Source organism: Streptomyces sp. NPDC041796 (assembly GCF_055590785.1).
Genome location: NZ_JBVJAH010000048.1, coordinates 1 through 13,861, shown reverse-complemented (window position 1 = coordinate 13,861; position 13,861 = coordinate 1). Strand labels below are relative to the sequence as shown.

9 protein-coding genes and 4 pseudogenes are annotated in these 13,861 nt (G+C 62.2%); 10 read left to right on the top strand and 3 right to left on the bottom strand.

Features of this window, described 5'->3' with window-relative positions; translation table 11 throughout:
- Together ACZ6C1_RS37755 and ACZ6C1_RS37750 are read right to left on the bottom strand one after the other, a co-directional pair.
- On the bottom strand, window positions 1-188 hold a 188-nt coding region (locus ACZ6C1_RS37755; protein ID WP_469247583.1), incomplete at its 3' end, for a transposase.
- Between the two features lie 340 nt (window positions 189-528).
- Entirely contained in the window at window positions 529-2,601 is a 2,073-nt protein-coding gene (locus ACZ6C1_RS37750; RefSeq protein ID WP_469247582.1) for a hypothetical protein, read from the bottom strand.
- 299 nt (window positions 2,602-2,900) lie between these two features.
- On the opposite strand from ACZ6C1_RS37750, the pseudogene ACZ6C1_RS37745 reads away from it, so the two are divergent.
- Window positions 2,901-3,074, top strand: a pseudogene (locus tag ACZ6C1_RS37745) (hypothetical protein); the annotation flags it as partial.
- 16 nt (window positions 3,075-3,090) lie between these two features.
- Entirely contained in the window at window positions 3,091-3,585 is a 495-nt protein-coding gene (locus tag ACZ6C1_RS37740) for a transposase (protein WP_469247581.1), read from the top strand.
- A gap of 30 nt (window positions 3,586-3,615) precedes the next feature.
- Here ACZ6C1_RS37740 and ACZ6C1_RS37735 read toward each other — a convergent pair whose 3' ends face one another.
- The gene (locus ACZ6C1_RS37735) at window positions 3,616-3,993 is read right to left on the bottom strand and encodes a hypothetical protein (RefSeq protein WP_469247585.1); all 378 of its coding nucleotides are present in this window, start codon (window positions 3,991-3,993) and stop codon (window positions 3,616-3,618) included.
- 23 nt (window positions 3,994-4,016) lie between these two features.
- On the opposite strand from ACZ6C1_RS37735, the pseudogene ACZ6C1_RS37730 reads away from it, so the two are divergent.
- From ACZ6C1_RS37730 to ACZ6C1_RS37695, 8 genes and pseudogenes are all read left to right on the top strand, one after another.
- A pseudogene (locus tag ACZ6C1_RS37730) lies at window positions 4,017-4,528 on the top strand (transposase); the annotation flags it as partial.
- A 390-nt stretch (window positions 4,529-4,918) separates the two neighbouring features.
- Window positions 4,919-5,524: pseudogene (locus ACZ6C1_RS37725) on the top strand (reverse transcriptase/maturase family protein); the annotation flags it as partial.
- Between the two features lie 595 nt (window positions 5,525-6,119).
- Complete coding sequence (gene ltrA / locus ACZ6C1_RS37720) at window positions 6,120-7,397, top strand: group II intron reverse transcriptase/maturase (protein WP_469247580.1); 1,278 nt, start codon at window positions 6,120-6,122, stop codon at window positions 7,395-7,397.
- Window positions 7,398-7,519: 122 nt separating this feature from the next.
- The gene (locus ACZ6C1_RS37715) at window positions 7,520-8,038 is read left to right on the top strand and encodes a transposase (protein WP_469247579.1); all 519 of its coding nucleotides are present in this window, start codon (window positions 7,520-7,522) and stop codon (window positions 8,036-8,038) included.
- Window positions 7,978-8,686, top strand: a pseudogene (locus ACZ6C1_RS37710) (IS5 family transposase); the annotation flags it as partial. The gene ACZ6C1_RS37715 and the pseudogene ACZ6C1_RS37710, both read left to right, overlap by 61 nt.
- A 247-nt stretch (window positions 8,687-8,933) precedes the next feature.
- Window positions 8,934-9,803 carry an IS5 family transposase gene (locus ACZ6C1_RS37705; protein ID WP_469247578.1) on the top strand — a complete coding sequence of 290 codons (870 nt, stop codon included), beginning with the start codon at window positions 8,934-8,936 and terminating at the stop codon, window positions 9,801-9,803.
- A 400-nt stretch (window positions 9,804-10,203) separates the two neighbouring features.
- On the top strand, window positions 10,204-10,449 hold the full coding sequence (locus tag ACZ6C1_RS37700) for a hypothetical protein (protein ID WP_469247584.1): 246 nt from the start codon (window positions 10,204-10,206) through the stop codon (window positions 10,447-10,449).
- A 115-nt stretch (window positions 10,450-10,564) separates the two neighbouring features.
- Window positions 10,565-10,933, top strand: coding sequence for a transposase (locus tag ACZ6C1_RS37695; protein ID WP_469247577.1), 369 nt, complete (start codon window positions 10,565-10,567; stop codon window positions 10,931-10,933).
- Window positions 10,934-13,861 lie beyond the last annotated feature (2,928 nt).

Here is a 13,861-nt window from a genome sequence, read left to right as displayed (position 1 = left end):
CACGGGCCGTAACGTTCCGGCAGGTCACGCCAGGAAACGCCGGTACGGATCTTGTAGACCATCCCGTTGATGACACGGCGGTCCTCCGTCCGGGGCCGGCCCCGGACGGGCCGCGGTATCAGCGGAGCCAGCAACTCCCACTCGGCATCAGTCAGTTCATCACGACGAATCACGACACCATGATCCATCATCGAACGATCATTTGAAGACGGACTCTAGCGGCACATCGAAGCTCCGGTTGTTCAGGGCGACTTGCAAGGTCACCCCGAAAACCGGAGCTTCGTTGCGTCCGTGACGGCCCCTCCGCAGATCCTCACCCTGCCGTGACCAGCACCACATGATCATCCCGACTTTGAATCAGCCCTGGGTCAAGGCCCGCCGGTGCGGAACAGCTTCATACTCACAGCCGGAGTAGTACGGGGGCGGCGATCGGTCGATCGACTGACGGGCAGACGCCGCTATCGCGTGCCGATGTCGTGTCCGCAGGGCTTTCAACTCCCGTCACCCACCGGGAAAGTCCGCCCACCGTCAAGGCGAGTCCTCACGCGGGGGGAGCAAACCCGAAATGGCGCCGGGTGGGACAATTTCTACGACTTTATAACCTTCTCGAATAGTCGGCAGGCCCGCTCTCAGCTCGCACAGCGAAGGAATTACCCCTTTTTGGACACTCTCCATGGAACCCAAAGGGCATAGCATATGAGCTCCCTTCCCCGACGAACAATCGAACGGCTTTCCGTTCAAGTCCAGCATCGAGTGATATCCCCAAGCCGGGCAAAGCTGGGTAAGTTCGAGACGGACTCCCCCGCTGTCGTCCACGCGCTTTAGAACACCTGTTGTAGCAATTCCCCTGCGCGAAGAGCACTTCAATCTTTCCGACTTCTGGGAAAGAGGATTTACCGACAGGGCAATTTTGTCCGGACATTCCAAATAGCAGCCTTTACTGCAGAATTTCGTATTTGGATCACGTCCGGTGAGGGACCCGGCCTCATCAACATCCACACAGGCGGGAAGTTCGTTCAACTGAATTTTTGCTTCGTATGGAAGGTACGAATAGCATAGATTTGACACTGCCATCAAGTGCCAACGGTAGAACGCCCGGATTGCATAGCCAGATAGCACCTTCGGCTTGGCACCCAGTTCGTTGTAATCTCCGGCCGGCAAAGCATAATCGCGCGCGCTTTCCCAGAACCTGTCGGCATTTGGACTGGGCACTAGTCCGCGAGAGGTCACAGTTTTCCCGGTATCTACGGAAGCATCTACCTGTTTCTTTCCTGGAAAGGAACTGTCGCTCATAGCATCTTTTGCAATCCCGCTCGAAACTCCGTAGTAATGGTATACAGCGTTCTCCCTCCTGTGAGGCTTGGTGATGTTTTCTTCAATTGCGTGAGCGATAATTACGAAGATTGCGGCAAGCATTCCGATTCCTGCTGCAATTAGGGCAACAGGCAGTCCAATTGCAATCGGGAGAAAAATCGCGGCTAGGGTACCTGCAAGCGCAACGGCATCTCCCGCAACCGCGACGGCTGAAACCTGATCCCCCTCCATGAGATTCGCAATATCGAAACCCAGAATAACTAGCGACGCGCCAATGTCCAAAACTGGTGCAGCCTTTGTGAAGACCCTGGCAGCTGATACTCCGAACGGTACCGCTCTTGCCGCTGCTTTTGCCTGGACTGCTTTGACTGCTGCGTTACTGGCCACAGCCTCCGCGGCAGCTGTCTTCGGCACCGCTTCTAAAATTTTGCCCAGCCTTGCGGGGTCGATCAGTTTCCTAGCGTCGTTGAGACTGCTGATTAAGCGCAGGAAGCTGTATGTACTCACCACACATGGAGCGATCTCCCGGTTGAGTGGTTTTCCAGGCTCGATTTTTCCGAGTTCCGAGTTGCCGCAGAAGGCGAAGAAAATATTGGCGATTTCGTCTGAGACGTCTTCATCCGTCAGCTGCTCATTCGGCGTAGCTGGAAGGTCTGAGTTCGTGGTGGCCGCCCCAACATTTGCTTCCGATTCGAGTGCGTCCTGGACGTTGAGGAGGGGGGCCTTTCCGGGCTTGTAGCCATCTGTCGCCCATGCAAAATGATCAGCCAACCACCTGGCACCCCAGGCTTGGCGTACCATCACAATGTTTTCTGAAATCTTCTTTGCTTTCAGAAGATAAGCCTTGGGCCCGAATTCTGCAATCTGCTGATTGATGTGGCACAGATTATATTGTTCTTCAATGATCCCGTCATTAACGGCCCTCAGGGTAGGCCGGAGCGCTTTATCCTTCTCGAAGAGGTCGCTTAGTTCACCTTTCGCATTTCCCTTCTCCTTTGGTAATCCGTCGGCCGCAATCTTAGCGGCGCTGGCTTCCTCGCTTGTCAATTTATTGCCGTCGGTATTCAATGGCTGCGGCTCAGTAGAGGATGCCTCGGAAAGGGTTACTAAGTCAGGGTTATAAATGTGTGGCGCTGTGCAGTCGTCATCTCCCGATGACGTTGAGGCTGCTTGCACTTGCGCAGTGGCCGGCAATTGTGAACTTGTGATAATTGTGGTAGTCATTACCAAGACTGCAATGAGGTGAAGCGGCAGACCGGCAAGACCGCCATTGCGTTTAGCGGTCATACTTAAGTCCTCTCGATAATTTTGATGCGGAAATCTCTTGAGTGTTTCCTTTGGGTCTCCTGCTTATTGGACCTCGGCGAGAGTTCTAGTGGTTGCTGGGGATGCTCCGTCGCCGGCACTAATACAGAGCGTCTACATTAAAATTCATGACGTCCTGGAGGGGGGTGCGCCAGGGCTCTCGCAAGGTCTTGATGATCTTGTGGTGTTGCAGGTCGGTGGGGTGTGACCGGATACGGAGAAGCTCCGCTGAGGTGGGGGAGGTCTCAAGTCCCTTGCCAGCAACGGAGCTTCGATGATTTGTGAGTCTGCCATGCCCGCGCTCGTGCTGTCGTGTGCTGTCGCCCTGGCGGGTGACGAGGGGATGTGGAGGGTGTGATCCGCGTGATCGTCGCGGGCGGCGGTATCCGCTGGTCGCGCTGGTGAGAGCGGCGGCCTGCGCGGTAACGGCCGGAGCGCGTTCGTACGCGGCCATCGGGCACTGGCTGCGACGTGCACCCCAGGACGTTCTGGCCCGGCTCGGTCCGTGGCGCGCTGGGGGTGCGGCCGGACGCGTCGATGGACACCGTCCCCCGGGTTGTCGGGCAACTGCACCCCGACGGTCTGGCCGTGCTGCTGCGGCCCGCCGGTGTGGCGCAGGCCCGCTCTGTGCGGTTGGCGGCGGACGGCAAGAGTGCCCGCGGCTCACGCACCCGGACCCGGACCGCGGCTCATCTGCTGGCTGTCATCGCCCAGCTGCGGATCCCCGACAAGACCAACGAGATTCCCTGCCTGCGCGAAGTGCTCGGCACGCTGGACATCGAAGGCGCGTGGGTGAGCGCGGACGCACTGCACACCCGGACGGACACCGCACGGTTCCTCATCCAGGACAGGAAGGCCCACTACCTGCTCACCGTCAAGCTCAACCAGCCCACCCCGTATGCCAGTTACCGCCGCCTGCCCTGGGACGAGGCCACCGCGAAGTACTACGACCGCACCGAGTGTTGAGCGACGTTGGTCACGGTGTCGCTTTCGTCGTCACTCAGTCGCGTGCGTCTCGGTGATGACGACGCGGGTGGAGGACTCGTCGACGATGCCCTTCTCCTCGGTGAAGGCGGCGATGAGGGACTGCCAGGCGATGTTGTTGACCGAGCGGGGCAGGCCGCGGCTGGTGAGGTGGATCAGTTCGACGGCGTCGTCGGAGAACAGGGTGTCCTGCCGTCCGGCGATGGGCAGGTGGTGCTTGATGTAGCTGGCGGTCTCCTCCTTCGTCATCGTGGGCATCTGGTAGCTGATCGCGATCCGCTGGTCCAGTGCCGCCAGGACGCCGTGCTTCATCCGCTTGCGCAGGGTGGGCTGGCCGATCAGCAACACCGCGAACGGCGTTGTGGAGTCCATGTCGTAGTTGGTCAGCATGCGGATCGCGTCCAGCTCGTGGTCCGGGCACCGGCACCCTGGACGTGGTCGTGCCCTCGCTGGCCCGCTCGCCGGCCGCCGTCCACGAACAACGACGCGCTCTGGAAGCCCAGATCGGCGAGCTGCTGCAGTCGCACCCTCTTTCCCAGGTCCTGACCTCGATGCCCGGAGTCGGCGTCAGGACCGCCGCCACCTTGCTGATCACCATCGGCGACGGCACCTCGTTCCCCACCGCCGCCCACCTTGCCTCCTACGCCGGCCTCGGCCCGGCAACGAAGTCCTCCGGGTCCTCCATCCACGGCGAACACGCCCCGAGAACAGGCAACCGGCTCCTGAAACGGGCCATGTTCCTCTCCGCGTTCGCCGCCCTGCACGACCCGCCTCCCGCATCTACTACGACCGGCAAAGAACCCGCGGCAAAACCCACACCCAGGCCGTGCTCCGCCTCGCCCGCCACCGCATCAGCGTGCTGTTCGCCATGCTCCGCGACGGCACTTTCTACGAACCCCGCACCCCCGAGACAGCCACCGCATGACCGCTCAGGCTTGACGAAGGACATAGGTGCGCCGTGAAGCGCGAGTTGTTCGAGTGGCGGTGAAAGGACGCCACCGCCGTCCTGTCGCAGCAGGGCGGTTGAAGCTGAGGGCAGCCCCACCCGGGAGGTGCCGGGGAGGGTGGCAAGCGGCCCTGACAAAGCCGGGACGTATCAGCACTGCCAGATGGTGCGGGTCCGGCAAGCGAGACGGAAAGGAGTACGCGAGGAACCGGCGTTGACGCCTCCTTACTCGTCACCAGCTCGAATCTGGCGGATCTGGGCTGGATGCGGAGCGTCCCTGCCTTGCTTTGGGGGCGGGGAACTTCCCGGGCGATTGCTATGTGTCGCCCGGGGAGGCCACGACGAAGTGCTGCGGGGTAGTCGTGGCGACTGCCGACCTGGTCGGACAAGCTGGTCGCCGAGGTCGTGCGCCTGCTCCTTGAGGCGTACTACGACGTCCAGTTCTCCGACCGCTCCCACGGGTTCCGGCCCGGACGTGGCTGCCACACCGCGCTCAGCGAGGTCGTGGAAGTCTGGAAGGGAACCCACTGGTTCGTCGAAGGTGACATCTCCGACTGCTTCGGCAGCCTCGATCACGAGGTGATGCTGTCGACGCTCGCGGAGAAGATCCACGACGGCCGGTTTCTACGGCTGATCAGCCACATGCTCAAGGTCGGATACCTGGAGGACTGGCGCTGGCACGCCACGCTCAGCGGCGCGCCGCAGGGCGGGGTGGCCTCGCCGATCCTCTCGAACATCTACCTCGACCGGCTGGACCAGTTCATCGAACAGACTCTGCTGCCCGAGTACAACAAGGGCCTGCGTCGGCAGCCCAACCGGGCGTATCAGGTCATCGGTTACGCGATCGAGAAGGCCAAACGGCACGGCGACCGGGAGGCGGTGCAGACGCTTCGGCTCCAGCGTCGCTCCCTGCCGAGCCAGGACCCGAACGATCCGGACTACCGCCGGCTTCGCTATGTCCGTTACGCCGACGACTGTGCGCCACGAACACAACGGGAGGTTCTGATGTAGACGGAATCTTCCGGCGTGATGCTGCACTGGTGATGGAGGTAGGTCCTCCGGGACCGCCCGCGTAGGGGGAGGTCTCAAAACCGCCGTAGGTTGCTCCGATGAATGAGCCGGGGTGATGAGCACTGCGGAAAAGGCGCACAAGATGCGTCAGGTGTGTGCCGAGAAGGCGAACGTGAGTGAACCACTGCTGAAGTGTCGTAAGCGTATGAGTGGTTGCCGAAACCGGGGCCCAGTTGTTGCCCCGGGACGAATCTGGCGGGGTCCTGTATTCCTGGCCAGGTGGCGGCCCGGCATGAAGGTGGCGCGAGCTCGGCGACAGGCGCCAGTGCGGAACGTGGGAACCCCTCGCCACGATGCTGCCGTCGGTCAGGTTGAAGGCCGGTTGGCGATAAGGGAGAGCCTCAAACAGCTGAAACTGTGAGGGGCAGAGTACCGATGCGTGGCAGGGGGACGGACCGCCTCGTAGTAGTGATGAAGCTCCTGTAATGGGGGTGGAGCGAAGGGGGCGGGTTGCTCGGATCTTGTTTGGTGGTCAACCGGAGTTCCCGGGAGGAGCCAGGTGAACGGATCAAGGCCGCAGGTCAAGTTCAAGTCGTTTGACATTCCCAAGTCGATGGTGTGGGAGGCGTATCAGCGGGTCAAAGCCAATCGGGGTGCACCCGGGGTGGACGGTGTCACGATCGAGCAATTCGAGCAGGACCTTTCGAGGAATCTGGTCAAGCTGTGGAACCGTATGTCGTCCGGTTCGTATTTCCCTCCGGCGGTGAAAGCTGTCGAGATCCCCAAGGGTGTCCGCGTCCTTGGGGTGCCGACGGTGGCGGACCGTATCGCTCAGACGGTGGCCGCGATGTATCTGGAGCGTCGGGTGGAGCCTGTGTTCCATCCGGACTCCTACGGCTACCGGCCCAGGCGGTCCGCGTTGGATGCGGTGGAGCAGTGCCGGCGGCGTTGTTGGCGCAGCGACTGGGTGGTCGATCTCGATATCCGGGCGTTCTTCGACAGCGTGGACCATGAGCTGATGCTCAGGGCCGTCGAGCGGTATATCGATGAGGATGGGAAATGGGTCCTGCTTTACGTCAGGCGGTGGCTTATTGCGCCGCTGGCGAAGGCAGACGGCTCGGTGCAGCAACGGGAAATCGGGACTCCTCACGGGTCGGCAATTTCTCCCGTGCTGGCGAATCTGTATCTGCACTATGCGTTCGATGTGTGGCTGGCCCGGGAGTTCCCGCAGGTTACCTTCGAGTGGTATTGCGACGATGCGGTAATCCACTGCAAGAGCGAGAGTCAGGCCCGTCGCGTGCGGGATACTCTCGCGCAGCGATTGGCGCAGGTCGGTCTGGAGTTGCATCCGGACAAGACGCGCATCGTCTACTGCAAGGACGCGGACCGGAAGGGCTCGTACGAGTACACGTCGTTCACGTTCCTTGGGTACACGTTCCGGCCCAGGCTGGCCAAGAACCGGTACGGGAAGCACTTCGTGAACTTCCTGCCCGCGGTCAGCAAGGCGGCAATCAAGGCGATGGGCAAGGAAATGCGTTCCTGGCGCATCGCCCAGCGCAGTGACAAGTCGCTGATGGACCTTGCACGGATGTTCAACAGCGTCGTGCAGGGATGGATCAACTATTACGGGCGCTTCTACAAGTCCATGTTGTATCCCCTCCTCCGGCGCATCAACAGGATGTTGGTGGGCTGGGCTTGTCAGAAGTACAAACGACAACGCCGCCGGGAGAAGAGAGCGGGAGAACTGCTGGCGGGCACAGCCCGCCGGTATCCCAACATGTTCGCCCACTGGCGGTTCGGCCTCAAACCTGATGGCTGGGCGATGGGAGCCGTGTGAGCCGAGAGGCTCCCGCACCAGGGCGACTCCGCTGCGCAATTCGTTGCGGGGGTGGGGGCGGGTCGGCGGTGATCGTTCCTGAGGTCGCTTCTTCTGTTGTGCGGCCATGGGGGCGGTAGGACATGTCGATGCGGCCGGTGGGGCTGCCGGAGGTCTTGGAGCAGGCCGTGATGGTGGCCCGGGTGGCGTTCCCGAAGGGGAGCCTGGCGATACGGGTGCGGGACCGCTTCGCGGAGGTCTTCGCTGTTGAGCCGTTCGGGGTGGGCGGGGCGCCGGGACTGTCGTCGGGGGCGTTGTCGCTGGTGACGGTGTTGCAGTTCGCGGAGGATCTGACGGATCGGCAGGCCGTGGCGATGGCGGTGCGGGCGATCGACTGGAAATACGTGCTCGGGGTGGAACTGACGGACATCGGCTTCGACGCCAGTGTGCTGTGCCGTTTCCGGGCCCGTCTGGCCGGGCACGGCCTGGAGCGGGTCGTCTTCGACCGGCTCCTGGAGCACTGCAAGGATGCCGGCCTGGTGGCGGCCGGGGGTAAGCAGCGAACCGATTCCACCCATGTGATCAGCGCGGTGCGGGACTTGAACCGCCGCAGGGCGGCGGCCGCCGACGGGCTGGTGACCGTGAATGCCTGGCGGCGATGATCTTCGTGGCCACCTCGGGCTGCACGTGGCGGCAGTTGCCGCCGGTGTTCGGGCCGGCTTGGCCCACGGTCTACCGGCGCTTCGCTCAGTGGAGCCGCACCGGGTGATCCTCGACGAACTCGGCGCTCGAGGGGAGCTGGACTGGTCGCGGTGCGCGATCGACTCCGTCAGCGTCCGGGCCGCAAAAGGGGGCCACTGACCGGATCGAATCCGACCGACCGCGGCAAGCCGGGATCGAAAATCCACCTGATCACCGACCGGAATGGCGTGCCGCTGTCGCTGGGCATCTCCGGCGCCAACATGCACGACAGCCTCGGCCTGCAGCCGCTCGTGCGCGGGATCCCGCCCGTTCGCTCCCGCCGCGGGCCTCGCCGCCGGCGTCCGGCCAAGCTCCATGCCGACAAGGGATACGACTACGGCCACCTGCGGAAATGGCTTCGCGAGCGTCGCATCCGCCACCGCATCGCCCGCAAGGGCGTCGAGTCGTCCACGCGGCTCGGCCGACACCGCTGGGTCGTCGAGAGAACGGTTTCCTGGCTGGCCGGCTGCCGAAGACTGCACCGGCGCTATGAGCGAAAAGCCGAGCACTTCCTGGCCTTCGTCGGCATCGCCGCAGCCCTCATCAGCTACCGCCGACTCACCAAGTGAAACGGCGTCTTAGAGGTCGTTTTCACCTGGACTGTTCGCGTATCCGGTGATTTTCAGACCGCCGGGTTGTGGTGCTCGTGCTGCTGGAGATGCGGGTTGATTTTTGCTGGTCAGGTGGGGTCGCAGGTGAGGCGGGAAGTGACTTGTGCCTGTCTCATCCCAGGACGCCCGGCCTTCGCGGCCGAGTGCTTCCGTTGTCGTCGCTGTACGCCTGGGCGTACTCAGTCCGCGGCGGTACGCCTGAAGCATGCCGACGCGACGCCCGTATCCGAGTGATCTGTCCGATGCGCGCTGGGAGTTGATCGAGCCGGTGCTGTCTGCCTGGCGCTTCGAACGCCGGGGCAGGGCCCTGGACTTCGGCCGGCCGCCGGAGCATGACCTGCGCGACATCATGGACGCGATCTTGTACGTGGACCGCACCGGGGTTCAGTGGCGCTACCTTCCGCACGACTTCCCGCACTGGAACACGGTCTACGGCTACTTCGCCAAATGGGCCGACGAGGGCGTGTTCGGCCAGCTCAACGGCCTGCTCAGGCAGCTCTTACGCGAGAAGGAAGGGCGTGACGCCGAGCCGTCGGCCTGCGTGATCGACGCCCAGAGCGTCAAAACCTCCACCAGCGTCCCCACCGCCGGCCAGGGCACCGACGCCGGAAAGAAGATCGTCGGCAGGAAGCGGAGCATCGTCACCGACACGCTCGGACTCCTCCTCGCGGTGCTGGTCACCGCGGCGAGCGTGCAGGACTCCGTGGCCGGCACCCGCCTCCTGGACCAGGTCGCCGCCGACCATCCCGGGATCCGAAAGATCTGGGCGGACGGCGGCTACCGACAGCACCTCGTCGAGCATGCGGCCGCCCTCGGCATCGACATGGAGATCACCGCGCGCAAGCCCGGGAGCAGGGGCTTCACCCCGATCCCGAAGCGGTGGGCGGTCGAACGGACCTACGGCTGGCTCATGCTCCACCGCCGCCTGGCCCGCGACTACGAAACCCTGCCCACCCGCTCCGAAGCCGTGATCCACATCGCCATGACCGACCTCATGGCCCGCCGCCTCACCGGCGAGAACACCATCTCCTGGCGCGACCCGACACCGCAGACCAAATACCATATTCCGGGATGAAACAACGGGATAAAACGACCTCTTAGGGAACGACAGCGAGGTCGTCCGTCGGGAAGCACCCACAGCAGCGTACGGCGGCACCACATGGCCGCTATCTTGGTCGGCATCGACGCAGGAAGGAAAGACCCACCACCCGCTGTGTCGCGATCAACGAGAGAGGCCGTCGGCTGCTGTCCCGACGCGTCGTCAACGACGAGCCCGAACTACTCGAACTCCACTCAAACGTCCTGGCCCTGGGCGACGAGGCACCTGGGCATCGACCTGGCCGACGGTGGCGCCGCCCTGGCCATCGTGATCCTCCTCAACCACAAACCACAGGTTCACCACATTTCCGGGCCATCCTCGCGCCTCCGAGAGCTACCGCGGCGAAGGAAAGAGCGAGGCCAAGGATGCTGCCGTCATCGCGGACCAGATCCGCATCCGGTGTGACCTGCATCCATTACGGGCTGACGGCGAGACCGTCACCGACCGCCGCATGGACCTGGTCACCGACCGGACCCGCACCGTGAACCGCCCCGGAGTCACCTCACGGGCGTCTTCCCCGGCCCGGAACGCGCGCACCACCAACCGCCTGCATGCCGTCCTGCGCGACCTGCTGCCCGGCGGCGCCCCACCCGGCTCTCGTCCGACAAGGCCGCAGCCTTGATGAGGGGCATCCGGCCGGTCACCGTGACGGACAACTGCCGCCGCGACATTGCCCGGGATCTGCTGGCCGACCTGCGCAGGCTCGACCGTCAGGTCAAGGACAAAATGAGGCTCAGATGCGCGACGCTCTCGCCGCCTCGCGGACCAGCCTCACGGCACTGCCCGGCCTGGGCATTGCCCTGGCCGCGAAGGTCCTGGGCCACGTCGGTGACATCAGTCGCCTCCCGACCGAGCATCACTTCGCCAGCTACGTCGGCAGCGCACTCCTGGACGACGCCTCCAGTGGCAAGAACATCCGCCATCGCCTCAACACCGGAGGCAACAGGGCCCTGACTAGCGCACTCCACATCATCGCCGTCTGCCAGATCCGCGACGGCGGCCGTGGCCAGGAGTACTCCTGCAAGAAATCACCGAGGAGAAGACACCGGCCGAAACCCGTCGGGCGCTCAAGCGCCGCTTGTCCAATGTTGTCTACTGGAACATGAACAATGATCAACGAGCCTCACCCCGCAGCCGCTTGACATACAGAGGCGCTAATCAGCGGCCGAGTCGTCGTGAGACGCCGGGCGGCCAGGTGATGTGAACCATCTGGCGCAACCGGCTGGAAGCCATACCCGGCGTCTCTGGATCTCTGGACCTTAACGGCCCATCCAAACCACCAACAACTTAGGGCCTTCTGACAGCCTGACACCCATAGGGGCATCAAGCTAAAGGCTCTGAACACCACGCTCACAGCCCTCCACACGGACCAGCAGGAAGTGAACCTGCACACAACGGCGTGGTCACCGCCCCTAGCGCATCCGCGACATCCGCCGTCTCCTCGACACAGCCGACCACGCTATCCATCCCGCCAAGGTCGGCCCGCCACCCTCGACGACTTGGACAGCCCTCGCAGCGCGTTCGGACTAACCCGCCACCACAAATCAAGACGGCAAGTTATTGACCTGCACTGGCCCTTAAGCTACCGGGCCTTGGAGCATGATCACCCCCACTCTGAATCAGCCCGTGCGGCGTCACGCAGAGGGCCTCCGCGACTCTGCTCTTTCGCATCCCCTGTCCAAACAGATCCCTGACCTGCATACGCCCCCGCTCCACTCAACCGGGCCCAAAGATTGCGAGTCCGAGTCCCCATGCATCCAGCTCGCCGAACACAACCAGACCAACAAACCCGGCGTCAAAGATCAGTACTCGAAGGCGTCATTATCAGGGCTTCCCTAGCTCATAGTGGGTAGCTTTATGCGTTCGCTCACCAATCTGCTCCAAACGAAAGGAAACAGGATGAGGAAGTATCATTCGCGTAAGCTTCTCACTCCACGCGCGGTCTACTTCCCGGTGGCCGCATTACTCGCACTTTCGGCACCCATTGCATCTGCCACAGATAAGCCCGGAGATCTAGGGTTCCCTCTTGCATCTGCCGGACAAATGCCGGTTGGCCTGAAAGTGAATATGCATCCGAAGTTGACGTGCAATCCCCTTCCGACACGGCAGCCAATCCCTGACCAGTCAGGCTGCCAAATTACTCCTAGCATTGTATTTGAGATTTCAGCGCTAGGTGGCGCTTTTTTCCTGAATCACCTAGCCGCCCCCCCGCCCGGTTCTCCGGGCGGAACACCTTCCTCCCCTTCTTTTGGGCTGCAACTGGTACCTAAGTCGGGGGCTCCCGCGACAAAAGTCGGTGACTGCTTCGTGCAAAGCAACACCGAGGTTATCTGTAAGCCCACGGTAACTGCGACGATGGCTTCCGGAGACGCTCTGCAAACAGAGAAACCGATTGTCGGTGTGAGTGCAACCACAGCCTGCACCGCTTCATTCCAATTAGGGTGGTACAACCCTGCAGGCGAACCACAGCGGGGCCAGCAGCCGCCTCCTTCTTTCAATGGAAACAATGATCTCTGGGGAGAGAACGACTTCCATACCATCAAGACGGGCGGGCACTGCTCAATCAGCGCCTAACTTCCCCTGAATCGCATTCACGCCTTACATCAGCCGCTTCGAAAGTGCGGCGGAAAGGTGAAATAAGATGGTTGAATCTCCGTCACACCTCAAGAGGTTGGCAGTTGCCGCACTCATCGTTCTACCTGTCTCGTTAATCGGCACTGGCTTAGCGGCGGCGGAGCCGCCCCCAGACCAGCCGGGAGACTGGAGTTGGCCAGTCGGTTACAGCACGCAGACTGGTGCGCCAAACGGGGCAGCTCATTCCGTACTTGCGGCCAGCAAGGTGGTAAACTGGCCAATTTTGGTTTGCAACGCAAACCCGAGTGCAATTGCTCCATACAAAGATGAGAATGGCTGTAATCTTGATAGGGATTTTCACTACAACATCGAAGCACTCAATGATGCCCATTTCCTTAGCTCTAATCAGTCAGATGATTTCTCCCTGTCGGCAAACGCTGACCATGGCCTTCTGCTCGTGAGGCCAGGGGGGCAGCCGGAGGAAGTAGGGAAATGCAATTTGAGGAGTTCGACCCACCTCTTCTGTGCAGGCACTAAAGAGGCAATTGTTCCAGCTGGCAGCGTCTTACGAGTTTCGCCTGGTGTAGTCGGTCGTTCCGCTTCCCAGTCCTGCACTGAAAGCTTTTGGGCCACCTGGCATGACGGACAGGGAGAAGGTCAGCGTCCACTGGTTGTAACAAACCCTCCGCCTGTGCCGATTACCGGTAATGAAGTCCCTCCGATTACCCCGTCTACGACGGACGGTGTCAACCCCACCACCATTGGTAATGGCATGAACGACTGGGGGGGGATGAGCGACACTTATGACATTATCACCGGTGGCGCGTGCCCAACTGTCTTTACATCCTCCGTCAAGTAGCATCCAATTGCTCGGCTATCCCCAACGCCGCCGTTCAGTTGGGCGGGGCTGTCAAGGGCTGCTCGCAGCATGACGGTGTTGATGGTGCCCTTGTAGATGCGCGGTCGATGGCGGGTCCGCATGCGTTGTATTTGGAGATCGCTCGTTTGACGATCCGGTCTTTGGTGCGGACCCGCTGGGCTGGCAGAGCAAGATTTTCGTAGCCGGAGACCATCTTGGTGAGGCGGTCGGCCGGTCCGCGTAGTGGCGACGTTGGTGGCGATCAGGACGACTCGGTGTCGGAGAAGTGGGACGCCCGCGCGTCCGGCAATCAGGCGTTTCTGCAGCTTGACATCGGTAGTGCGGCCTTCGCTGACCCCGGAGTTGCGGGGGAGTGGTGATTGCCTGGGTGACGGCGTGCCGGTCTTCGCGCAGGGCTCCGGCGAAGCTGGCGAGAGGAGCCAGTCCGCTGTTTGCGAGGTCGTCCAGCCAGGCTGGCAAGGGTGCCGGTCAGGTCGTAGGGCGCCTAGTACTGCAATCACAGTTATGGGGTGTGTCCGCGTTGTTTGTAGTGGCTGTTGCGGGCACGTGTCTGGCTGAGTCTTCGCCAGTGTGACCAGTG